Genomic DNA, 23,318 nt, shown 5'->3' with positions numbered 1-23,318 from the left:
AATAACATTTGTCAATTATAAGTATACTCCGTTTGCCTATAAAGTGAACATTATTTTGAAAGGATGAGTCATATTATGAACCCTATCATCGGAATCGTAGCGTGCGGATACATGGGTCAGCGCCAATTCGTGCCGCAGACTTACATCAGAGCCATGGAAGATGCCGGAGGCATCCCTGTAATCCTTCCCTGTACCAGGGAAAAAGAAGCATTCCCTTACTATGGGAAGATCTGCGACGGCTTCTTGTTCTGCGGAGGCGATGATGTTAGTCCGCTTCTGTTCGGCGAAGAACTACAGACAGATCGTGGACGGATGGATACCCGTACGGATATCTTCCACCTTTCCTTCATGGAATATGCCCTCCAGACCAAGCTTCCAATCCTAGGCATCTGCCGGGGCATGCAGATTCTTAATATTGCCCTCGGCGGCACCATCTTCCAGGATCTTGCCTTACGTCCGGCATCCTCCCTAAACCATATGCAGTTATCTGAGAGCCGCGCGGACACGAGCCATAAAATCACGGTCTCACAAAATAGCATGCTATATAATATTCTAGGAGACTCCGCGTGCGTTAATAGTTTCCATCACCAATCCGTCCATACGCTGGGAACGGACCTTAAGATTACTGCCATCGCTTCTGACGGCGTCATCGAGGCGGTAGAATCTGTAAGCCGTCCTTTCGTCCTCGGCGTACAATGGCATCCGGAATGCATGTACCAGTCCATAGAGCCTATGCAGAAGTTGTTCCATGCTTTTTTAAAAAAAGCCGCAGATGCTAAGAATCTACAGTATATTTTCTCCGACTTAGGGACAAAATAATCTTGAATCCAAAGGGTAAAAGGAGGAAACGAATATGGCTGATATATCTATACTCGACTTACAGAACTTACGCCACTTGATCGGCGGCTTTGACACAAGTCACTGCAAGATGCAGGACTATGCCTCACAGGCACAGGATCCGGAAGTGCAGAAACTCTTCCAGGATGCTGCACAATCTGCAATGAAGAATAAGCAAGACTTGATGAAATTCTTATAGGAGGTAAGCGAGATGTTGGATGACAAAACAATGGTATCTGACGCCTTAGCAGGCGTCAATGGAGAACTTGTACGCTACGGCGAAATGATCTCACAGACAGAAAACAAGGAATTAAAAGCCTGCTTAAAGCAGCTTCGCAACGAATGCGAAATGTCTCAGGAAAAACTTTACCAGGTTGCCAGAGAAAAGAGCTATTATGTCCCTGCCGCAAAAGCGACACAGCAGGAAGTCGACCACGTAAAATCCGTATTGACTGGACTTTCCATGAAGTAATGGACCGCATATTTTACTAGCAGCCCTTACACAAGCGCAGCCGCCCGAATCCGGGCGGCTGTTTTCTTTGCAGATCAGATGCTATCCTTTTCTTTTTCACTGTCTTTTATACGGCCTTTTTCTACATTCGGCCTGATAAAGTGGTTCAGGGAGTACTCCCACAGGGTTTGGGAGCCATCCGCAGTATTTCGGTTACGGTTCAGTATCTGCTGAAGCCAAACGCCATGCTCTTCCCACGCTTTTCCGTCCGTGGCATCATTGAGCATGACCGGCTGAAGGTTATCCATAGTACGGGCAAACTTAGCCTCCTTGGTCTCGCAGGCTTCGAATTCTTCCCACAGGCTTCTCATCTTCCTGCACTGGTCTTTTGGCAGGAGGCCGAATATCCTCTCTGCCGCCTTCTCTTCCCGCTCCCGCTGGGTCTTTTTGCCCTCTTCGTCGTAGGCATAGGTATCACCCGCGTCAATCTCCACGATGTCATGAATCAGCAGCATGGTCACCGTCTTTAGGACGTCAATCTCTTCATTGGCATATTCGCCAAGAAGAATGGTCATAATGGCCATATGCCATGCATGCTCCGCATCGTTTTCCTTTCGTTTTCCGTCCGTCAGATAAGTCTGGCGGCCAATAAACTTCTCTTTGTCAATCTCTCTTAAGAATTCAAACTGCTGATCTATACGCTCCATAGTTTTGCCCTCCTATGCGCTTCTTTCAAACTGAGAGTTATAAAGATCCGCATAGAAGCCGTTTCTTGCCAGCAGTTCTTCATGGGTACCCTGCTCGACGATATCTCCGTCCTTCATGACAAGGATCAGGTCTGCGTCGCGGATGGTTGAGAGGCGGTGTGCAATAATGAAACTGGTCCTGCCACGCATCAGATTATCCATCGCCTTCTGAATCCGGACTTCCGTACGGGTATCTACGGAACTGGTTGCCTCATCAAGGATCAGAATCTTCGGATCCGCCAGAATTGCCCTGGCAATAGTCAGAAGCTGCTTCTGTCCCTGGGACACATTGCTTGCCTCTTCGTTCAGTTCCATTCGGTAGCCTCCCGGCAGCGTCTGTACAAAACGGTGTACATGGGCAGCCTTGGCAGCCTCGACCACCTCTTCATGGGTAGCGTCCAGCTTGCCATAGCGGATATTGTCTTCAATGCTCCCCTTAAACAGCCAGGTATCCTGCAGTACCATGCCGAACATCTGGCGCAGCTCGCTGCGGTTAAAGTCACGGATATCATGGCCGTCTACCTTGATGGCGCCGCTGTTGACGTCATAGAACCGCATCAGCAGCTTGACCATGGTGGTCTTGCCGGCTCCGGTAGGACCGACGATGGCAATCTTCTGCCCAGGCTCTACCTTGGCGCTAAAATCATTGATAATGATATGATCCGGATTATATCCGAAATGCACATGGTCAAATTCCACACGCCCTTCCAGGCCTTCCAAAGCCACTGCATCCGGCACCGTCTGGTCTTCTTCCGGCTCTTCCAGGAACTCGAACACGCGCTCGGAAGCTGCTGCCGTGGACTGAAGCATGTTGGCCACCTGCGCTACCTGCTGGATCGGCTGGGTAAAACTTCTTACGTATTGGATAAATGACTGGATATCGCCTACTTCTATCGTCTTCTTGATCGCGAGGTAGCCACCAAGAATGACTACAGCCACATAGCCAAGATTTCCAACAAACTGCATGATAGGCATCATCATTCCTGAGAGGAACTGGGACTTCCATGCAGACTGGTAGAGGATCTCATTGTCCCGGTCAAATGCCGCGATCACGTCTTTCTCCTTATTGAATGCCTTTACGATGCTATGTCCGCCGTACACTTCTTCCACCTGCCCATTGACATGGCCCAGGTACCTCTGCTGGCTTTTGAAGAACTTCTGGGAGCGCTTGACGATCACAGAGATCAGCCCCATAGACAGCGGAAGGATCAACAGGGCGATCACCGTCATCAGCGGGCTGATGCTGAGCATCATGATCAGCACTCCGATGATCGTCGTCACCGAGGTGATTACCTGTGTCGCGCTCTGGTTCAAGCTCATGCTCAGGGTATCCACGTCATTGGTGATGCGTGACAGGATCTCTCCGTGGGTCATCTTATCAAAATAGTTCATTGGCAGCCGGCTGATCTTCTCGGAGATCTCTCTTCTCATCCGGTAGGTCAGTTTCTGGGATACGCCCGTCATGATGTATCCCTGGATAAACGAGAACAAGGCGCTGCATAAGTACAGGCAGAGCAATGTCGCCAGAATTCTTCCGATCTTTGTGAAATCAATTCCGCTTCCCCCGGATATCTTGCCTACCAGGCCGGTAAATATTTCTGTCGTGGCCTTTCCAAGAATCTTAGGGCCTACGATATTGAAAATGGTACTGCCGATGGCAAATATGACCACAAAGAGCAGGGCAATCTTATATTTCCCCATATAGCCCATCAGTTTTTTCATAGTGCCTTTAAAGTCCTTTGCCTTCTCTCCAGGCATCGGACCATGTCCCGGACCTCTTCTTGGCATATTAGCCCACCTCCTTTACGTTGTCTTCCAGTTCCTTCTCCGATAACTGGGAAGACGCAATCTGATAATACTCATCGCAATTCTTCAGCAGTTCCTCATGGGTTCCTTTTCCTACGATCTTTCCTTCATCCAGTACGATAATCTGTTCTGCGTGCAGAATCGTGCTGATTCTCTGCGCCACGATCAGGACTGTGCTGTCGGCCGTCTTTTCCTTCAGCGCGTTTCTCAGCGTCACATCCGTCTTGTAATCAAGCGCGGAGAAACTATCGTCAAAGATATAGATCTTTGGATGCTTCGCGATCGCTCTTGCAATAGACAGGCGCTGCTTCTGTCCGCCGGACACATTCGAGCCGCCCTGGGATATCGAACTTTGGTACTTCTTTTTCTTCGCCTCGATAAACTCCGTAGCCTGGGCAATCGTAGCCGCTTCTTTCATATCCTCCTCGCTTCCGTCAGGGTTGCCATATAATATGTTCGAAGCAATATCTCCCGAGAACAGGATGCCCTTCTGCGGCACGTATCCCAGCTTATCCCTCAGTTCATGCTGCGTGATATTGCGGATATCCTCGCCGTCGAGGGTGATCTTCCCTTCGGTCACGTCATAGAATCTCGGGATTAGATTGACAAGCGTGGACTTGCCGCTTCCCGTACTTCCAATAAAGGCCGTGGTCTGTCCTGGCTTAGCCGTAAAGGATATGTCATGCAGGACATCCTCTTCTGCCCCCGGATACCGGAAGGATACATGATCAAATGTCACTTCTCCATGACCATCCTCCGGAAGTTTCTTCGGATTCTCGGGGTCGTGGATCAGTGTATGGCTCACAAGGACTTCATCCACACGGGTTGCGGATACGGCTGCCCTTGGCAGCATGACAGAGATCATGCAGATCATTAAGAAGGACATGATAATCTGCATCGTATACTGGATAAATGCCATCATATCGCCAACCTGCATAGTGCCGTTATTTACGCTATGGCCGCCAATCCATACGATAAGCACTGCAATGCAGTTCATGATCAGCATCATCATAGGCATCATGAAAGTCATAGCCCTGTTTACAAACAGGTTCGTCTTCGTCAGGTCACGGTTTGCTCCGTCAAAACGCTTCTCTTCATATTTTTCCGTACTGAATGCACGAATAACCGGAAGTCCTGTCAGTATCTCCCGGCTTACCAGATTCAGCCGGTCTACCTGGTTCTGTACAATCTTGAATTTTGGCATGACCACCACAAACAGCACGATTACGACCATCACGATAAGGCCTACCGCAATGCCGATAATCCAGGACATATCCACGTTCGTATTAAATACCTTCCAGATTCCTCCGATTGCCATGATTGGCGCATACAGCACCATTCTTAGAATCATGACAGTCAGAAGCTGGATCTGCTGGATATCGTTGGTACTCCTAGTGATCAGCGAGGCTGTGGAGAACTCATCAAACTCTCCATTGGAGAATCCCACCACCTTGCGGAATACGTCTCTTCTCAAGCCCTTTCCTACGCTGGCACCCACCCGTGACGCCATCAGCCCTACGATAATGCTCGCCACCATGCCAAGAGCCGCCAGGGCAAGCATCTTAGCACCAGTGCCCAGGATATAATCCGTCTCTATCTTGTCGGTATCCAGGCCTATCTTGCCATACGCATTCCTGATATATGTGGCTGCAGCCTGTTCAATCATGGAATCCGGCATGGATTTCATCTGCTTTTCGATCTCCCCTACCGCAGAATCTCTCTGCTTATCTTCCATCATCTCAAACATGTCGTAGACGGACATCTTGCTTACATCCGGCATCTGACTTTGCATCTGCTCTTTCATCTGCTGCTTCATCTGCTCTTTTGCAGCATCCGGCAGCTGCTGTTCCTTCAGCTGGCTGTCTATCTGCTCATCCATCTGCGCTTCCATCTGGGATGACATCTGCTGCTTCATCTGTTCTTCCATCTTCTTCGTCATGTCACTGTCTGAATCAAATCCGGAAGCAAGAAGCATAGGCTTGCCGAGAAGGGAGGACAGTTCATCCATCTTATCCTCGTCTTTCTTCACGGAAGATTTCAGCTTCATGACTTTTCCGTCGTAATCATAAGCGCCCGCATCTTCTTTATACGCGGATTCTACCACTTCTCGCTTATCCGACGGCACAAATAGCAGCAGGTGATCCAAATCTTCCTCCGATATGGTATCCGGCACAGTCTCATCAATGCCGCCCTGCTGTATGCCTACATTTACAATCTCGGAGGTGTAGGTAGGCAGCGACAGGTCGCAGTACGCCTGAACGATCAGCACGCACAGGATCGCAAGGACCGCGCCCGCATATGGCTTCAAAAACTTCAATAATTTACTCATATAGCGTCTTTCCTTTCTTTTCTAGAAATCATTAGGTCCCTTGGACGGACGGGTCTTCTCCATGATAGAGCACATATCCATCCCCTTAAAGTCTTTCGAATCCATCAGACTCTTTCGCATTTCCAGAAGCAGGCGCTTCAGCAGCAGCCTCTCCTCCCGGGACATTCCCTGATAGATAATCTCTTCCATATCGCCCATAACCTTCTTCAGGTCTTCTACACATTCTTTCCCCTTCTCTGACAGACGGATTCTGATGATCCTCTGGTCTCTGCCGTCCGGCTCCTTCCGAACGTATCCCCGTTCTTCCAGTTTTCTAAGTGCGACCGTCATGGACGGAGGCGTAATCCCAATCTTTTCGGCCAGCTGCCTCTGGGAGAGCACCCCTTCCACATTTAATGTAAATAATATTCCGGCCTGCCCTGGCTTTAATTCCAGTTCCTCCAGCCGTTTCATGGCATGATATCTGCTTAGATGCTGTATCTGAAACAGCAGTATAAAAACAGATACATCCTTTGTATCCTGCATGATGCGCCTCCTCTCAAAAGTCCAATCCAACAATTAGTTAGATATCTAACGATTGTATTAGTCAATATTACCATAAATGTCAACGTATTTATATTTATTTAAGAATTCACTATAACTTTTTACAGAAATTTAATTAGATATTTTAACAAAAAAAGCTAAGTGGACACGTAACACTTTTAAAAAGTGTTACGTGTCCACTTAGCCTACAGCTTCTCCGAATCCAGTATAATCGTGAACGGCCCGTCGTTTACCAAACTCACTTTCATATCAGCGCCAAACTGGCCTCTCTCCACCACTTCTACCTGTTCTTTGCATTTCCCGATAATGTACTCATACATCTCTTCCGCCATCTTCGGCTCTCCGGCCTCGATGAAGCTTGGACGGTTTCCCTTCTTGCAGTTTGCGTACAGCGTGAACTGCGAGATCAGAAGGAGGCTTCCGCCCACCGTATCAAGTGATAGGTTCGTCTTTCCTTCCTCGTCTTCGAATATCCGAAGCCCCAGCATTTTCTTGACCATCTTATCAGCAATTTCCCTGGTATCGGAATCGCATACGCCGATCAGCACCATGAAGCCTTTCCCGATCTTTCCAATTACCTGTCCGTCTACTTTAACCTCGCTTTCGGACACTCTCTGTATTACAAAACGCATCTACTTAACCTCCTGTACTTCTTTTATCATCTGTGCATAAGGAAGATCCTCATACCCCATTGCCAGATAGAGTTTCTTGGCCCTTAGGTTATCCGGCTCGATCTCAAGCCGCAGGCGCATTACCTTAGGGGCAATCTGTTCATCCACGTAGGCAAAGAACTCTTTTCCCAGTCCATGACAGCGAAACTGGGGGCGGATATACAATTCTTCCAGCCATACTGCCTTGCCGCCGGCTTCCTGTGAAAATGTATAGCTGGTCAGGCCATAGCCTGCGGCCTGCCCATCTTTTTCAAGAATATAGGCCTTTACATAATCTTGTGAGCGCATCATCTCATCAAAGGTCGCCTCCCGGTATGCTTCCGGAATCGGATGAAGCACGGCTTCGGAATTATAAAACTCTTCCGTCAAATCCATATACAGCTGCTTATCTTCTTCTCTGATTTCTCTGATCATTGTCATTTTCTCCTTTTATATCTTTTCATATCATGCAAGAAACATATTCCTTAAGATATCTTTTCCACTTTCTGTAACAAATACTCCGTCCATAGCCGCCAGCACCGCATCTTTGGAAGAGCCGTTCTCATACAGGTTCACCAGGAAGTCCGCCTCCACCAGAATCTGATAGTCCAGGCCATCTATGCCCTGATAAGTATGATGATGGCCTACCAGATAGCAGACCCTTTTGATAATATCCCCTTCATAGCCCAATCGCTCCAACATATTTTCCGCCACCGCAGGGCCTTCCTGCTCCTGATGATGCCCAGCGCTGTCTCCATATTTTTTCATGCTTTCCTTAATCCCTATATCATGAACGATTGCCGCCGTCTCAAGCATGTGCTGCGTCTTTCTGTCAAGCCCTTCCATCTCGCCGATCATCCTGGCATATGCATAGACTTTCATAAAATGCTGGATATGTTTTGGATCTCCGCTATAATATCGCGTCATCTCCATGATCAGCTGATTATTCATATTGCAGTTCCTCCTTCTTCCTATCCGGCAGCTGTGCCAGAATAATCGCCGCAAACATCAGGACGCATCCTACGGATTCCCTCATGGAAAGTTTTTCTCCCAGCACCATCCATCCGGCTAGCACGGAAAAGCAGGACTCCAGGCTTAAGATTAATGAAGCGACCGCCGGGTTCACATTCTTCTGGCCAATGATCTGCAAAGTGTAAGCCACGCCGCAGGACAGAACGCCTGCATATAAGAGCGGCGCCCACCCTTCCACGATAGCCCCGATCTTCGGCGTCTCCGTAAAGAACATGGGCGGCAGGGATACGATGCCGCAGACGAAGAACTGGATGCAGGACATCTTCACTCCGTCCACCTTGGGCGAGAAATAGTCAATCACCAGGATATGAATGGAAAATACAAGCGCACATAGGAAAATCAGGATATCCCCCTTTCCCACGGCAAACTTCTCCGTAATGCAAAGGAAGTACAGTCCCGCCAGCGCTATGGCCACAGCCCCCCAGACCTTTCCGCTGATCTTCTTATGAAGAAATATCCCCAGCACCGGTACGATCACGATGTAAAATGCAGTGATAAATCCTGCTTTTCCTGCCGTAGTATACTGAATTCCAATCTGCTGCAGGCTGCTGGCCGCAAACAGAAGAAGCCCGCAGGCGATTCCCCCTGCGATCAGTTCCTTCCTCGCGCCACGGCTGGGTTTCTCTGTGGCTTTGCCCTTTCCTTTCTGAAAGAGCCAGATACAGGGAAGCAGCGCTACGCCGCCAATCAGGCTTCGCACGCCATTAAAAGTAAAAGGTCCCAAATAGTCCATCCCGACGCTTTGGGCCACGAAGGCCGTCCCCCATATAAATGCGGTCAGCACCAGCATAATTCCATTTTTTATTTTCATAACGCTCACTCCAATATCTATTTTTCTTTTGTCAGCAGACAACTATCCGTATTATAGCATAATGGCATTTATTTGTGTATAATAAAAGCAAGGAGATTATCTGATATGAAGAAGCAGAATCGTTTTTACCTATATTGTGGCATCCTGATGCTTTTAAGCGAGTTGTGGAAGCAATGGTGCCTTACTTATATCCTGAACCACGGGCAATATAACTGGTGGTATTTCCCCTTCCAGTTATGCAGCATCCCTATGTATCTGTGCCTGGTGATTCCTTGGATACATACCGAAAGGCTGCGCAGCATTCTGATCACATTCCTTATGAACTTCGGACTGCTGGGCGGAATCTTTGCGTTCTTTGATACAAGCGGCATGCACTATGAATATCTGCCACTGACCATCCACTCTTATGCGTGGCACATCCTGCTGATTACAATCGGATTGTTTGCCGGTTTATCAAAAGAAGCCGATGATTCGGCGAAAGGCTTTCTCGGGAGCGCATGCTGCTACCTTTCCTGCTGTCTTTTGGCGACCTTTTTCAATCTGGCATTCTACCAGTATGGCGCTATCAATATGTTCTATATCAGCCCTCATTATTATATGAACCAGATCGTGTTCCGTGATATCGTACGCTTATGGGGCAATGAGGCCGGAATCCTCTCCTATATCGCAGCCACGGTCTTTGGCGGCTGGCTCTTCCATCAGTCCTGGAAAACCGATTTGAAAAAATAGCGGAAATTTCTCATAAAGGGGTTGTAAATTCCAGTCAATCAGGTATTCTGATATTTAAGAACTGACCATTCCAGTCAATCAGACCGGCGAACATCCAAAGCCACTTATATAAAGGAGGTTATATGAACGAAAAATTCTTTGCCCTTCCGGAAGAAAAACGCCATCAGATCATCAATGCAGCCATAGAAGTATTCTCAAAGTACGATTACAAGCATGCTTCCACCGACCTGATTGCCGCAAAAGCAGGAATTTCCAAAGGCTCTCTGTTCTATTATTTTCATAATAAGAAGGAACTGTATCTGTATCTTTATAACTATATCATGGATGTAATGAAAGAACAGTTGCCTGACAGGGACATTCTTAATATTACTGATTTCTTTGAACTTCTGGAATATGCGGCCCGTCAAAAAGTAAAGGTAATGGAGCAAGGCAGCCCCTATATCATGGATTTTGCCATGCGGGCATTCTACTCGGAGAAAGAAGATGTTTCGGATGACCTCAGGAATCATAACTTCGTCCAGCAGGATGTGATCTATCAGGCTTATTTCAGCCATATAGACGCCAGCAAATTTAAGGATGGCATATCTCCCCATGAGATCTGCAAGATGCTGATCTGGATGGCAGACGGCTATCTGCATGAAGCCCGCATGCTGGGTCAGCAGCCGGATATGGACGTAATGATGGCTGAATTCACGAAATGGATGGAAATGTTCCGCAAATTCGTTTACAAGGAGGAATATCTGGTATGAACATTATAGACATTCAGGATATAACCAAAGATTACGGCGGCGGTCGGGGCGTCTTTGACATTGCCTTCCAGGTAAAGCGCGGGGAAGTCCTGGGCTTCCTCGGTCCCAACGGCGCCGGAAAGACCACTACCATCCGCCAGTTGATGGGATTCCTAAAGCCTGACAAAGGCAAGGTCTTGATTCTGGGAAAAGACTGCTTCAAGGAGGCGGACCAGATCGCGCGCTTTGTTGGTTATCTACCCGGGGAGATCGCATTCATCGACTCTATGACTGGCATGGAATTCATCCGTTTCATTGCGCGGATGAAGGGCATGAAGGAACTTGGCCGCGCCCATCAGCTGATGGAGCGGTTCGAACTGGATCCTTCTCCCAAGATCAAGAAAATGTCCAAAGGAACCAAGCAGAAAATAGGTATCGTATGCGCTTTTATGCAGGATCCTGACATCCTTTTACTGGATGAGCCCACCAGTGGCCTGGATCCTCTGATGCAAAGCGCCTTCATCGATCTGATTCTTGACGAGAAGAAGAAGGGCAAGACGATCCTTCTGTCCTCTCACATCTTTGAAGAGGTGGAGCGTACCTGCGACCGGGCGGCCATCATACGCGAAGGACGTCTGGCGGCGGTGGAGGATATAGAAAAACTTCGCCAGAACAAGCGTAAGATCGTAGAATTACAATTCCCTTCCGCGGATACGGCCCGGGACTTTGCATCCAGAATGCCTTCTGCCCGCCAGAACGGGGAATCGGTCACCGTCAAGGTGAAGGGCAATATGGATGCCTTGGTTAAGCTGGCTTCCGAGTATCCTGTGGCTGATCTGGATATAAAGACCCAGTCGCTGGAAGAAATATTCATGCATTTTTATGGAGGGAAGGAAGATGATTAACACGACCTTATTAAAAAAAGAATTCAAATCCAACTATATACTGCTTCTCATATTTCTCGCCGTTTTAAGCATGTATTCCTGCATGATCATTGCCATGTTCGACCCTAAGCTTGGCGACAGCCTGCGGGCCATGGCCGAGAGCATGCCCCAGCTGTTTTCTGCGTTTGGAATGGCAGATGTAGGAACGACGCTGCTGGAGTCTATCATAGGCTATTTATATGGCATACTGTTTACAGCGTTTCCAGGAGTCTTCATCATTCTTCTGTCCAACCGCCTTATTGCAAGATATGTAGACAATGGCTCTATGGCATATTTGCTGTCCGTTCCGCATAAGCGAAGCAAGCTGGCAGGGACGCAGGCCTTTTTCATGGTCGCCTGCCTTCTTGCGATGGCAGTATATGTCACTCTCTTGATACTTATCGTTAGCGAAGCGCTCTTTCCCGGCGAGTTGGAAAAGGCCGCCTTCCTGCGGGTAAATGTCGGGCTTTTCGGATTGTTCCTCTTTTTTGGCGGAATCTGCTTCTTCTTTTCCTGCCTTTTTAATGAAAGCAGATACTGCACAGGAGCATCGTCTGCAGTCGTCGTGTATTCCCTCCTGGTGCAGATGATTTCCCAGGTAGGGGACAAATTTGAGAATCTAAAATACGCTACGCCGCTTACACTCTTTGATCCAGACGGCCTGGCCGCCTCCAAAAGCGAAGCCTTTCTCGGATGCCTGATCCTGTATGCCATCGGGCTTCTTGGCTACCTGATCGCAATCGTGCATTTCAGCCGGAAGAACCTATCTATATAGGCGCAAAAAGCAAGCGGCGGGAAAATACCGGATTTTCTTATCCTCGTACTTTCCCGCCGCTTTTACACTTCCTATATCAAAAGAACTGTTTCTCAAATTCATCGGCCGGTACCGGCCTCCCATAGTAGTATCCCTGGATCAGTTCCAGTCCCATATCCCGGACCACCTCATACTCTGCCCCTATCTCTACTCCTTCCAGGCAGACCGTTTTCCCCACATCATGGCATAACTCCGTGATGGAACGGATAAGGGTTGCGTTAAAAATATCTCCGTCAATCCCCTTTACGAATCCCCTGTCAATCTTTACAAGGTCTACTGGAATATTCTTAAGCGAATGCAGAGACGAGTATCCCACGCCAAAATCATCCATGGCAATCCTTATGCCCATCCTCCGCATCCTTTCCATCGTGCCAAGCACATCCGCGTCTGCCTTTACCAGATAGGTCTCTGTCAGTTCCATTGTAATATGCTGTGGAGCCAGTTCCAGAGATTCCAGCGTCTCCTGCATATAATCCACAATATCCCCCTCCAACAGCTGTAGATACGATAGATTTACACTCATCTGGAAATCGTTTCTTTGCTCCATCCATTTCTTGCACTGCATCGCTGCATGATAAAAGATCCATGCGCCGAATTCTATAATCAGTCCGCTTTTTTCCAGAAGAGGTATGAACTCGATTGGGGATACGTTGCCATATTTTACGCTTTTCCACCTGGCCAGGGCCTCCGCCCCGTATAGTTCCTGCGTATCCACCACGATCTGCGGCTGGTAATAGATTGCGAAGCCTGCAAAGCCTCTCTCTACGCACTCCCTTAACTCTTCCATCAGTCCCAGGCTTCTCTCCCTCTCCGCCAGAAGGCTGCCCGAAAATATGGTCATTCTGTTTTTACCAGCATCCTTGGACGCTTCCAGCGAATAATTCGCATACTTCATCAAGTCCAGATAATTGTCCGCGTCCTGGGGATAGAACACGCATCCTGCCGAAATCGTGCAATAGTACTTTCTTCCATTATATTCCTGCTGCTTCTGATACGCGTTCTGTATCTTTCCATATATGCTTAAGCACTCCTGCTTCTCCCCGCCAAGAACCAATACCCCGAATTCATCTCCATCCAGCCTGTATGCCTTTGCATTGGGCGGAATGATAGAGGATATCCTCTGCCCGGCAATACGCAGTATCTCGTCTCCATAGGATCGGTTGTACAGATCGTTGATATTGTGAAACGAATCCATATCAAGAATCATAATACCGAACTTCATGCTGCTGTCGCCATCTGCCAGCTGTTTTTTTACATCGCCTTCCAACTTAAACCGGTTATACAGGCCTGTCATATGATCAATCTGGTTCTTTTTCCCAAGATTGGTAATCATGCCGGCAAATAAGCCCGGCTCCCCATACTCATCGGGAATCATCTTGCCCCTGCATCTTAGCCAGACCCATTCCCCCCGGATATTTCTTGCACGGTATTCTATATTATGGTAGCTGGCCCTTCCATCTGCAATTTCCTGGTTGCTCTCCAGAAAATACTGCTCGTCATGCGGATGGATCAGTTCGCCCCAGAAGGCCGCCGCATTCTCTACAACTTCGCCCGGCAGGCCGAACTCTTCGACCATCTTCGGCGGATACCGGAATACGCCTGTCTTCATATTTCCTACAAATATATAATCATCCGTTCCGACGATCAGCGCTTCATAAAGATGTTCTTTGTCATATTCAAAATCAGCCGCCTGTCCCTTGCTGCACTCCATTCCCTCCAGCCTGCTCTTCGCCTGCATAATATGGTATTGCCGCTTCTGGACATACATCTGCTCGTCCGCTTTTCCCAATATATCCGAGACGCTCAAAGTGTCGCTTGGATACACCTGGATCGCGCCATAACTGAAGGACACCGGATAAAAGATGGAGAATTCCTCCCTCCTTTTATCGATCTCCTTCTGTATCAGCCTCATTCGTTCTTCCGTCCCTAATATATCTTCGCCATAGTATGCGATTACAAATTCGTCCCCGCTAAGCCGGAAGATCATATCTTCTTCCCCTATAGATTCTTTTGCGAGGCAGGTCACATATTTTAGCAGCCTGTCGCCTTCGATGTGGCCATAATTATCATTAATTGTCTTCAGCTGATTGATATCAAGCAGGACAACGCAGAGGGGCCTCTCTTCCTTCCTGGATTGCTCCAGCATCAGGTCCAGCCGCTCTTTTCCCGCTCTTCGGTTCAGAACCTTCGTCAATTCATCCATGGCTGCGTTCTTGGACAGTCTCATTAATTCCGTCATATCTGTAGAGTACTGTACATGATACAGCCTTCCTTGAGACGGAATCAGGCGGTCATGATTCTTATAACTGCGTCCATCCAGCGTATTCTCCTCTATCCAGGTAATGCCGGCCTCTTCTCCTGCCTCCCACATCTTCAGCAGCTTATCCCGCTTGCAGAAGCAGCACCTCTGCGTCATTCCTCTCTGCAGGACTTCAAAGCAGCGTCTGCCTTCCGCCTCCTTAATGCCAAAGTCCCTCTTCATCATTTCATTCATAAAAACAATGATGCCGGTCTGTGCATCCATGATAAATATATTGGCGTTCATCTGCTCTAAAATGGATTCAAAAATACCTTTTCCCAAAACTTCCTCTTTATCCGTCCCCATATATGTACCTCTGATTCCTAAGCCTTGCTGCCAGAGGCCCGCCTGCCTTCGGCATGCGTCCCGGAATCCAGCAATTCAAGAAACTTCTCGCTTGGGATCGGTCTCGAATAGTAGTAGCCTTGCCCATATTCGCAGGCGATCTTCTTTAAAAAGCTTGCCTGCTCTTCCGTCTCTATTCCTTCGGCAACCGTAGCCATTCCGATATCATGAGCCATGTGCACGATGGATGCCAGAATGCTGGCTTCCCTTCCAAACACATCATTTCCCGCAAGGAAACGCATGTCCAGTTTCAGAATATCTACCGGCACTTCTTTTAGCATATTCAAAGAAGAATACCCGCTGCCAAAATCATCCATCAATATATCAAATCCATACTTCCGCAGAACTCCTATAGTATCCAGCAACTGCTGCGGGTTATCGGTATAAGCGCTCTCTGTGATTTCCAGCCTTAGATATTCCGGGCTTACCTGATAATTCTCAATCAGGCCTACCAGCTTGTTGCAAAAATCAGGGTCATATAGTTCCAGTCTGGACAGATTGACAGACACCGGAACGCTTCTCTTTCCCTGCTTCTTGACAGCAGCCAGCAATTCAACCACCTTTTCCCTTACATAAGCATCCAGTTTGACAATAAAGCCATTTTTCTCAAAAAATGGGATAAAGTCTCCTGGAGATATCATTCCCTTTTCGGGATGGAACCAGCGAACCAGCGCCTCAGCGCTTACCAGACAGTTTTCCTTCAGGCTGTAGATCGGCTGTATATATACTTGGAACTGGCCGCCCTCCAGCGCCCACTCCATCTCATTAGTAATCTCCTGTTCCAGAAGAACCTTCTGGTTCATGATATCATCATATATGATATAATTCTGATTGTAGTTTCCTTTAATGCTCTCCAGCGCCAATTGCGCCCGGTCACACATTAATTCTACCGACATGTCCCTGTCCGTAATCGGATAGATTCCAAAATATAAGTCAATCTCATGACGCAGCCCCATATCGGCCATCTGACTCTGAAGCGTGGTACGTACATGCTCCTGGAACTCCCTGTCATCCGGTATGCACATTACAAAATGGTCCGCCTCAAACCTTCCAAATACTCCGATGCCTTCCAGATGCTTCTTCAGGCACTCAGCCAGAGTACACAGCACCTTATCTCCTACATCAATGCCATATAATTCATTGACAACCTTAAACCGCTCAATGTCCAGCTGCATGATCACATACTTCTCATCCGGATGGTCTTTGAGAAAACTTGATGTCCTGGTGCAGAACCCATAACGGTTATATACATCCGTAAGCGAGTCATGCTCCAATATATGCCGCAACTCCACGTTCCGCTGCTCCGCCAGGATCTCATTCTCCTTGCTGGAGGTAACGTCGATATCCACCGCCCGGTAGATCGGGGCGCCATCTTCCGTCTTGTAATGTACTGCTGAGAGATTGACCCATCTTACCTCTTGGTCGTCTCTCACGATCCTATGCTCCAAGTGCACGCTTCTTCCCGGCTTGCTGTCTGCCAGCAGCGCCCCCATCACCCTCTCGCGGTCCGGAGGATAGATGACCTTGGACAGGTCTTCCGCATATTTCTCGGCAAACCTCTCCGGGGTACACCCCATAAGCTCGCACCATCCATCATTATAGTAGCGGACGCTTATCTTATCTTCCGCCTTCCATACGCTGATTCCTCTCGGCACGCTGTCTGCCAGGGATTGAAATTCCATCTTGGAATTATTCAGGGCATCTTTTAACTTCTCCCGCTCCAGCACGTGCTTAACCAGAATATTTTCCACACGCTTATAAACAGCTACTGGATTATATGGCTTCTTGATAAAATCATCGGCGCCGTTAAGCAGCGCCCTTTCCTCATTCTCGCCTTCGTCCGCTGTCGCTATGATCACCGGGATGTCCGCAAGCGCAGGATCTTCCTTCATTGCCTCCAGTACCCCAAAGCCATCCATCTCCGGCATAACAACATCCAATATGACAATATCAACCTTCTGTGATTTCAGGACCTTCAACGCCTGCTTTCCATTCAGTGCCTTTAATATAATAAAATCAGCCTCAAAAATCCCTTCCAGAATGTCAAGATTAATCTCTGTATCATCTACTAATAGCATCGTATGCCGTGCATTTTCCATCGTCTTCTCCTTACGTCTGCTCTGAGTCTTGACTTACAAAATCTCACTGCTTTAATTGTACACTATTATCCAGAAAAAGACTATCCTAAAAATTCACTTTAGAAGCCAAAAAGCTTGCTTTTTCCCGTCGTATTTGCTACTGTTGTATTTAGATGAAGGAGGTATCGTTCAATGATGGTGGAAAAATTATTAAAACTCCCCGGATTCTTATATGATATTGGGGGAAGATATTATTATCTGGGAAAATGGATCTGCAAGGAATGTACAGATACCGAGGCAACCGACTGCGTTACTATGTACCACATGTGCAGAAACGGCCATGAGGAGCCTGATACGAATATGTATTTTCAGAAGATACGCGCATTCAGCGATTTTGCCCTGGATATTCCTTATAACCCTGCCCAGATCGAAGAGAATATGGCAACTCTTACGGCGGCCCTGACGGATGCGCACAGAGAGTCCCTTGCCAGGCAGATCGCCGACTTCGAAGAAGATATGGAAAAATACTGCCAGTAATGATCCGCTTGCAAAAAAAAGGATGCAGGGGAATATCCTTCCCCTTGCATCCTTTACTTTTTCGAAAAAATATGTTTTAAAAATACATACATGACAATCCCAAAGGCCATCAGATAGCCAAAGGCTCCCAGCGCGGGAATCCCCCAGATCTTAGGCGACATATCCGTCGTACATATGATGCTGGAACTGATCAGCAGCGCCATTACCCATAGCCCCATCACAATATTGCGGACCAGACGCCTAAGAAGCAGGGCCAGATCATCCGCCGCATGCAGATCCAGATTGATCCTTGTCTGCCCTTTTAAGTAGCCATGCATGATATCCGCCGTCAGCGCCGGGATATCCAATGCCTTCTTCAATGACCGGTAAAGGCTCCTTCCCCCGGCCTTTGCTTCCTTCTTCCAGTCCTTATTCCTTAAGACTTCGCCAGCCATATGAGCGGAAGCAATCTCCACCATATTGATATCCGGTGACAGGCTTGCAAGCACGCCTTCCATATGCGTCAGGCCTCTGGCAAGCATCGTCAGGCCATGGGGCATGGCAATCTTATTTTCCTTCATGACGTCCATGAGGTCCGTCATGACCTCTGCCACGTTAATCTTTCCCATATCAACGTTGCCATACTTAAGAAGCAGGCCGTCAATATCCTTATATAGCCTGTTCTGATCCGGCTTCTCTTTGAATTCTCCCAGTGCGAGCACCGCTTCTTGTATCATCCCGATATCATTTAACGCGATTCCCTGCACCGCATTCCCGATCAGCTCGCGGTCCCGCTCAGTGAGGCGTCCCATCATGCCCATATCAATCCAGATGATCTTCCCATCCCGTATCTTAACGTTGCCTGAATGAGGATCCGCATGGAAGAACCCATCTTCCATCACCTGCTTGATATAGTTATCTACCAGTTTGCTGCCAATCTCTTTCAAATCATATCCATTATCGATAAGCGCCTCATTTTCATCCAGCCTGTATCCTTCGATATACTCCATGACCAGCACGTGAAGCGTTGTATATTCCTGGTAGAGCACAGGGGTGCCGATGTAGGCAATTCCTTCATTTCTGCGGGCAAACTCTTCCATATTGGCCGCTTCTGTCAGGAAATTCATCTCCTCGCGCGTTACCGCCCACAGTTCATCCAAAACCATGTCCAGATCCACCACGCCTTTGAGGCTGACCGGCGGCAGAAGCTTTACTGCTTTGTGGAGGAGGCTGATATCCCTTGCCATCGTCTCATAGATTCCCTTGCGCTGAACCTTCACCACGACTTTGCATCCATTGCCCAGTACGGCCTTGTGCACCTGCGCGATAGAGGCTGATCCAAGAGGCGTGTCCTCTATCTCGAGAAATATTTCCTTCCATGGGCAGCCATATGCTCCCTCGATTACTTCTGCCACTTCCTCAAAGGGCATCGGCGTCACTTCAGACTGCAGCCGCATCAATTCATCACAGTACCGTTTGGGCAGGATGTCCGAATGCATAGACATAATCTGCCCCAGTTTAATAAAAGTTGGTCCCAGATCCTCCAGTATCAGCCGGAGTTTCTCCGGAGTCACTCCTCTGGTTATGCCGTGCTTGTGCAGTACAGAGGTCATCTCCCTTAACCGGGCACCGTATTCGCCTGATTCCTTTTTACTCATCCTTTGCTCCGTCAGTTTCTTCGCTTACATCGGCTTTAACTTCTGCCTCTTTTCTTGCAATCTGCTCCTTCAGCCCGGCAAGCTGCTCCGGCGTCATCTGGCTTACCAGCTCTTCCAGTTCCTCGGCAGAAGACGGCTTGATCGAAACATTGACATTTTCCTTCACCGTCTTTTTAATGTTATGCTTCAGTTCCTCATTGAGAACCTTTCCTTGCTCTACGGTAAGTTCTCCCTTTTTTACCATCTCATCCAGTAGTTCCCTTGACTTTTCGGCTGTCACGGCGACTGCTCCGATGCCAGCCAGCAGTACCTTCTTTACGCCATCTCCCAGTTTCTCCATGCTGCATGTCCCCTTTCTGTCTTCTGTTAATAAAACCTGTTTCCTTGTTCTCTATTATTCTACACCATTTTATGCATCTATGCATCCCCGCAAATCAAAGCGCTCCCACAAGTCTCAGGACCTTGGGAAGGAAGATCAAGATTCCCGCCCCTGCAGCCATTATCGACGCGATCAAGACTGCGCCTGCTGCCGTATCCTTAGCTAGTTTTGCCAAAGGCCTGTACTCCTCCGTTACCAGGTCAACCACCGCCTCTATGGCAGTATTGACCAGTTCCAGCGCAAGTATTACTCCAAAGAGCACAAGGCAGATGCACCACTCTGTTATGGATAGTTTCAAGATGATTCCCGCTGCAATGACCAGAACCATCGCCATGCAGTGGATCTTCATATTCCGCTCCTTTTTGATCCCTGCAATAATTCCTTCGAATGCATAGCGGAAACTTTTATATAATGGATTCTTCTTCTGTTTTTTCATCTTCTCTTTCACTCTCTTTAGTACTTTTTATATCTTCATTGTAAGGACAATAAGCTGGGATGTCAAATTTATATCATTGATAGTTTTTCCATGCATATACAAAAACAGGGCAAAAGATTTGACTCTCTTGCCCCGTTCCCCGACTTATGCTGTCTGTACCTCGCTTTCCTGAAGCATGCCTAACACGTCATCTACCGTAAGTTCATTTTCCTGAAGCACCTGGTATAGTTCTGCCAACTCTTCCTCTCGCTTTTTTGACAGGATATTTTCGCGCTGTTCTTTGAGATGATTGAGTTTCTCCTGTACCTTTGCTATCTGTTCTTCTACTGCCTTTAATTGATCCTCATACGATTTCTTGCATCTTGCCATCCCACAAATCTCCTCTTTGCCATAATATTTGACCGTACGGAATTACTCTTTCCTTATCGCGGCTATGTAGTATTATTATATAGACAAGCATGGAAGAATATTACTCTTTTTCAATATTTATATAGGAAAAACCGCAACATCTATTAAAACACCTGCTGAATAATTGTCTATAATCTTACTAGTAAGGAGGTTTGAAAAGATGAACAAAGTAGAAAACATTATATCAGTCATCAATTATATAGAAGAACATTTGAGCGAGAAATTGACCTTATCTTCTATCGCCAAATCGGTTGGATATTCAAAATACCATCTGCACCGGATATTCTCCGATACCGTGGGACTCTCCATCCACGATTATGTCCAGCGCAGGCAATTGACAGAAGCCGCCAAACTGCTTGTTTTCTCTGACAGGCCTATACTGGAGATTGCCTTAATCTCCGGATATGAGAGCCAGCAGGCTTTTACGAATATCTTCCGGCAGATGTATAAAAAATCGCCCAACGAATACCGGTCAGATGAAGAGTTCTATCCCTTGCAGTTAAAGTTTGATTTGAAGGCAGGGTCGCCTCAGAACCATACGATGATGGATGCAAAAGAGAATATTTCCTTTGCCACAGCGGAAGATATCCCTGTATGGATGGACTTGGTCCATCTGGTCGTAGACGGATTCCCCCATCTGAACGAATCCGAATATCTTATGACTCTAAAAGAATATATCCGCAAAAAGCAGGCGCTGATCTTAAAAAGCGAAGGAATCGCTGTTGCGGTAATGACCATAAGCCATAACACGGGCAGCATTGATTTTTTTGGAGTTCATCCTCTTTATCGGAACTCCAATATTGCCCGGCTGTTCCTTGATAAGCTTATGAATGAGCTTCTGGCTGACCGAAGCATCTCTATCACCACTTTCCGCGAAGGGGACAAGGCGGACACTGGCTACCGGGATGCCTATCTGAATCTGGGATTTGCAGAAGCAGAACTACTGACAGAATTCGGCTATCCTACGCAGAGGCTTATACTTGCGAAAGAGGCAGGAGGCAATACCGATGACGCGCCCTAGAACGCCTGGAAATCCTCTGGCGCAGGATTTTACGCTGATTCCCCTGCTTCGCTTCGCCTTTCCCACAATCGCCACCATGCTCTTCATGGGACTGTACACCATGACTGATACGATCTTCATATCCAGACTTGTAAACACAAATGCGCTCTCAGCCGTCAACATCGTCTGCCCTGTCATTAATATCATGGTAGGCCTGGGGACAATGACAGCAACTGGCGGCAGCGCCATTATCGCCCGCAGGATGGGCGAAGGCCAGGAGAGGCAGGCAAAGCAGGACTTTACTTTGATCGTATTGTTTGGCGCGTTCCTGGGAATTCTGGTCGCCGTCACAGGCCTTTTCTTTTTGGACCATATCATATGGGGGCTGGGAGCCACCGACATGCTGTTCCCTTACTGTAAAGATTATCTACGGATTCTGCTATTATTTGCCCCAGCAAGCATGCTGCAGACCTTGTTCCAGAATCTGACCGTCACAGCCGGAAGACCCTCGCTTGGCCTGTCTCTATCTGTCGGCGCAGGTATTATCAACATCATTTTAGACTATCTTTTTATGGCAGTCCTGGGTATGGGCGTCATGGGCGCCGCACTGGGAACAGGAATTGGTTATGTGATCCCGGCAAGCATCGGAATTCTGTTTTTCAGCGGCAAAAATGGCACCTTATCCTTTGTAATGCCATCCCTTCGCCTCTCGGTTCTGGCCAAAAGCTGTGCCAACGGCTCTTCCGAAATGGTCAGCCAGATCTCCTCCGCAGTCACCACTTTTTTCTTCAACCGCGCCATGCTGAAGATGCTGGGTGAAAATGGAGTTGCCGCCATAACGATCATTATATATGCCCAGTTCCTGCTGACCACTCTTTATATTGGATTTTCCATGGGCGTCGCGCCAGTCATCAGCTTCAACTATGGTGCCGGAAACCTCCTGCGGCTAAAGAATATCTGTAGGATCTGCCTGAGATTCATCGCTGTCAGCTCTGCCTGCATATTCCTTTCCTCTCTGCTTTTTGGCCCAAAGCTGGTACATCTTTTCGCTGGTTCGGAAACTCTGGTATATGACATTGCTGCGCCCGGATTCGTACTCTTTTCCTTCAGTTTCCTGTTCTCCGGCATGAATATCTTTTCCTCTGCCACATTTACTGCTTTATCCAATGGCAGGATATCAGCCCTGATCTCTTTTTTCAGAACCTTTGGATTGATCATGCTATGCCTGCTCATCCTTCCTGCGCTCATCGGAGTAAATGGCGTGTGGCTGGCGGTTCCCGTTGCCGAACTGCTTACCTTTGGAGTGTCCGCATACTTTCTTCATTCCTGCCGAGAAAAATATTCCTTAGGAGGATAGCATCTCCCAATATTCATCCCATCTTCCGGCTCTTACCGGCATTGGCCTGTGATTGTCAAAATACAGTACCAGTGCCGGCCTGATTCCGTTCCAGTCTTCAACGATCTCATACTTGATCAAATGCCCCTCTTTGATAAGCTTCTTTGCCATCCCGTGATAACTGTAATATGACATTCGTATTCCTGCCTTTCTGATTCTTCCCTTCAACTGTCACCTAAAGATAGAATAACCATTCCCTGCAGGTTTATTTCTGCAAAATCGAAGAAGCACCGGAATCCTTGCTGTAAGCAAAGTTTCCGGTGCTTCTTTTTTTGAACCAGGGGATGAGGGAATCGAACCCCCGCCAAAGGTTTTGGAGACCCCTATCATACCACTTGACCAATCCCCTATATATCTGCGGCATTATCTGTCGCACTAGATATTTATACCATATTTACTATATA

At 47.8% G+C, this 23,318-nt stretch carries 25 protein-coding genes and 1 tRNA gene; 10 read left to right on the top strand and 16 right to left on the bottom strand.

The window, feature by feature from the left end; translation table 11 throughout:
* The first annotated feature begins 75 nt into the window (after window positions 1-75).
* The 3 genes from K0036_RS06025 to K0036_RS06015 are packed head-to-tail and all read left to right on the top strand — an operon-like array spanning window position 76 to window position 1,309.
* Window positions 76-819, top strand: a complete 744-nt coding sequence (locus K0036_RS06025; protein WP_220430953.1) for a gamma-glutamyl-gamma-aminobutyrate hydrolase family protein — start codon at window positions 76-78, stop codon at window positions 817-819.
* A 34-nt stretch (window positions 820-853) separates the two neighbouring features.
* Complete coding sequence (locus K0036_RS06020; RefSeq protein ID WP_004607016.1) at window positions 854-1,036, top strand: hypothetical protein; 183 nt, start codon at window positions 854-856, stop codon at window positions 1,034-1,036.
* A 15-nt stretch (window positions 1,037-1,051) separates the two neighbouring features.
* Window positions 1,052-1,309, top strand: coding sequence for a spore coat protein (locus tag K0036_RS06015; RefSeq protein ID WP_025644413.1), 258 nt, complete (start codon window positions 1,052-1,054; stop codon window positions 1,307-1,309).
* Window positions 1,310-1,383: 74 nt separating this feature from the next.
* Here the strand turns inward: K0036_RS06015 and K0036_RS06010 are convergent, their stop codons facing one another.
* From K0036_RS06010 to K0036_RS05975, 8 genes are all read right to left on the bottom strand, one after another.
* A complete protein-coding gene (locus tag K0036_RS06010) occupies window positions 1,384-1,995 on the bottom strand; it encodes an HD domain-containing protein (protein ID WP_173692929.1) in 612 nt (203 codons plus the stop codon).
* A 12-nt stretch (window positions 1,996-2,007) separates the two neighbouring features.
* On the bottom strand, window positions 2,008-3,822 hold the full coding sequence (locus tag K0036_RS06005; protein ID WP_220430952.1) for an ABC transporter ATP-binding protein: 1,815 nt from the start codon (window positions 3,820-3,822) through the stop codon (window positions 2,008-2,010).
* 1 nt (window position 3,823) lies between these two features.
* Window positions 3,824-6,169, bottom strand: a complete 2,346-nt coding sequence (locus K0036_RS06000; protein ID WP_220430951.1) for an ABC transporter ATP-binding protein — start codon at window positions 6,167-6,169, stop codon at window positions 3,824-3,826.
* 21 nt (window positions 6,170-6,190) lie between these two features.
* Window positions 6,191-6,694 (bottom strand): MarR family winged helix-turn-helix transcriptional regulator, encoded by a 504-nt coding sequence (locus K0036_RS05995; RefSeq protein WP_025644416.1) that lies wholly within the window; start codon window positions 6,692-6,694, stop codon window positions 6,191-6,193.
* A gap of 203 nt (window positions 6,695-6,897) precedes the next feature.
* Complete coding sequence (gene dtd, locus K0036_RS05990; RefSeq protein ID WP_220430950.1) at window positions 6,898-7,344, bottom strand: D-aminoacyl-tRNA deacylase; 447 nt, start codon at window positions 7,342-7,344, stop codon at window positions 6,898-6,900.
* Window positions 7,345-7,797, bottom strand: coding sequence for a GNAT family N-acetyltransferase (locus K0036_RS05985; protein ID WP_173692925.1), 453 nt, complete (start codon window positions 7,795-7,797; stop codon window positions 7,345-7,347). It lies immediately after the preceding gene.
* A gap of 30 nt (window positions 7,798-7,827) precedes the next feature.
* Window positions 7,828-8,313, bottom strand: a complete 486-nt coding sequence (locus tag K0036_RS05980; protein ID WP_220430949.1) for an HD domain-containing protein — start codon at window positions 8,311-8,313, stop codon at window positions 7,828-7,830.
* The gene (locus tag K0036_RS05975; protein ID WP_220430948.1) at window positions 8,306-9,205 is read right to left on the bottom strand and encodes a DMT family transporter; all 900 of its coding nucleotides are present in this window, start codon (window positions 9,203-9,205) and stop codon (window positions 8,306-8,308) included. Before K0036_RS05975 ends, K0036_RS05980 begins: the two co-directional genes overlap by 8 nt.
* 105 nt (window positions 9,206-9,310) lie before the next feature.
* Between K0036_RS05975 and K0036_RS05970 the strand changes: the two genes are divergently transcribed.
* From K0036_RS05970 to K0036_RS05955, 4 genes are all read left to right on the top strand, one after another.
* On the top strand, window positions 9,311-9,934 hold the full coding sequence (locus tag K0036_RS05970) for a YwaF family protein (protein WP_220430947.1): 624 nt from the start codon (window positions 9,311-9,313) through the stop codon (window positions 9,932-9,934).
* Window positions 9,935-10,056: 122 nt separating this feature from the next.
* Window positions 10,057-10,683 carry a TetR/AcrR family transcriptional regulator gene (locus tag K0036_RS05965; RefSeq protein ID WP_025644428.1) on the top strand — a complete coding sequence of 209 codons (627 nt, stop codon included), beginning with the start codon at window positions 10,057-10,059 and terminating at the stop codon, window positions 10,681-10,683.
* The gene (locus tag K0036_RS05960) at window positions 10,680-11,567 is read left to right on the top strand and encodes an ABC transporter ATP-binding protein (RefSeq protein ID WP_173692921.1); all 888 of its coding nucleotides are present in this window, start codon (window positions 10,680-10,682) and stop codon (window positions 11,565-11,567) included. The genes K0036_RS05965 and K0036_RS05960 overlap by 4 nt, the downstream gene beginning before the upstream one ends.
* A complete protein-coding gene (locus tag K0036_RS05955; RefSeq protein ID WP_025644432.1) occupies window positions 11,560-12,360 on the top strand; it encodes an ABC transporter permease subunit in 801 nt (266 codons plus the stop codon). Before K0036_RS05960 ends, K0036_RS05955 begins: the two co-directional genes overlap by 8 nt.
* 76 nt (window positions 12,361-12,436) lie before the next feature.
* Here the strand turns inward: K0036_RS05955 and K0036_RS05950 are convergent, their stop codons facing one another.
* Window positions 12,437-15,004 (bottom strand): diguanylate cyclase domain-containing protein, encoded by a 2,568-nt coding sequence (locus tag K0036_RS05950; RefSeq protein WP_220430946.1) that lies wholly within the window; start codon window positions 15,002-15,004, stop codon window positions 12,437-12,439.
* A gap of 17 nt (window positions 15,005-15,021) precedes the next feature.
* On the bottom strand, window positions 15,022-17,142 hold the full coding sequence (locus tag K0036_RS05945; protein WP_220430945.1) for an EAL domain-containing response regulator: 2,121 nt from the start codon (window positions 17,140-17,142) through the stop codon (window positions 15,022-15,024).
* 171 nt (window positions 17,143-17,313) lie between these two features.
* On the opposite strand from K0036_RS05945, the gene K0036_RS05940 reads away from it, so the two are divergent.
* Window positions 17,314-17,658, top strand: a complete 345-nt coding sequence (locus K0036_RS05940) for a hypothetical protein (protein ID WP_220430944.1) — start codon at window positions 17,314-17,316, stop codon at window positions 17,656-17,658.
* Window positions 17,659-17,711: 53 nt separating this feature from the next.
* On the opposite strand, the gene K0036_RS05935 is transcribed toward K0036_RS05940, so the two are convergent.
* The 4 genes from K0036_RS05935 to K0036_RS05920 form a co-directional block, all read right to left on the bottom strand.
* Window positions 17,712-19,295: an ABC1 kinase family protein gene (locus K0036_RS05935; protein ID WP_173692918.1), complete on the bottom strand. Its 1,584-nt coding sequence runs from the start codon at window positions 19,293-19,295 to the stop codon at window positions 17,712-17,714.
* Entirely contained in the window at window positions 19,288-19,635 is a 348-nt protein-coding gene (locus K0036_RS05930) for a phasin family protein (RefSeq protein ID WP_025644443.1), read from the bottom strand. Before K0036_RS05930 ends, K0036_RS05935 begins: the two co-directional genes overlap by 8 nt.
* Window positions 19,636-19,729: 94 nt before the next feature.
* On the bottom strand, window positions 19,730-20,110 hold the full coding sequence (locus tag K0036_RS05925) for a diacylglycerol kinase family protein (RefSeq protein WP_025644445.1): 381 nt from the start codon (window positions 20,108-20,110) through the stop codon (window positions 19,730-19,732).
* A gap of 144 nt (window positions 20,111-20,254) precedes the next feature.
* The gene (locus tag K0036_RS05920; RefSeq protein WP_220430943.1) at window positions 20,255-20,479 is read right to left on the bottom strand and encodes a hypothetical protein; all 225 of its coding nucleotides are present in this window, start codon (window positions 20,477-20,479) and stop codon (window positions 20,255-20,257) included.
* A 199-nt stretch (window positions 20,480-20,678) separates the two neighbouring features.
* Here K0036_RS05920 and K0036_RS05915 point away from each other — a divergent pair, with 199 nt between their 5' ends.
* The gene (locus K0036_RS05915; RefSeq protein WP_025644449.1) at window positions 20,679-21,539 is read left to right on the top strand and encodes a helix-turn-helix domain-containing protein; all 861 of its coding nucleotides are present in this window, start codon (window positions 20,679-20,681) and stop codon (window positions 21,537-21,539) included.
* Complete coding sequence (locus tag K0036_RS05910; RefSeq protein WP_220430942.1) at window positions 21,526-22,875, top strand: MATE family efflux transporter; 1,350 nt, start codon at window positions 21,526-21,528, stop codon at window positions 22,873-22,875. Before K0036_RS05915 ends, K0036_RS05910 begins: the two co-directional genes overlap by 14 nt.
* Here the strand turns inward: K0036_RS05910 and K0036_RS05905 are convergent.
* Both K0036_RS05905 and K0036_RS05900 read right to left on the bottom strand, forming a co-directional pair.
* Window positions 22,864-23,049, bottom strand: coding sequence for a hypothetical protein (locus tag K0036_RS05905; RefSeq protein WP_025644453.1), 186 nt, complete (start codon window positions 23,047-23,049; stop codon window positions 22,864-22,866). The two genes, K0036_RS05910 and K0036_RS05905, sit on opposite strands and share 12 nt — an antisense overlap.
* 143 nt (window positions 23,050-23,192) lie before the next feature.
* Window positions 23,193-23,263, bottom strand: a tRNA-Trp gene (locus K0036_RS05900).
* Between the last annotated feature and the right edge of the window lie 55 nt (window positions 23,264-23,318).

The organism is [Clostridium] scindens (assembly GCF_019597925.1).
Classification (GTDB): domain Bacteria; phylum Bacillota; class Clostridia; order Lachnospirales; family Lachnospiraceae; genus Clostridium_AP.
This window is presented reverse-complemented; position numbering and strand designations above follow the sequence as displayed.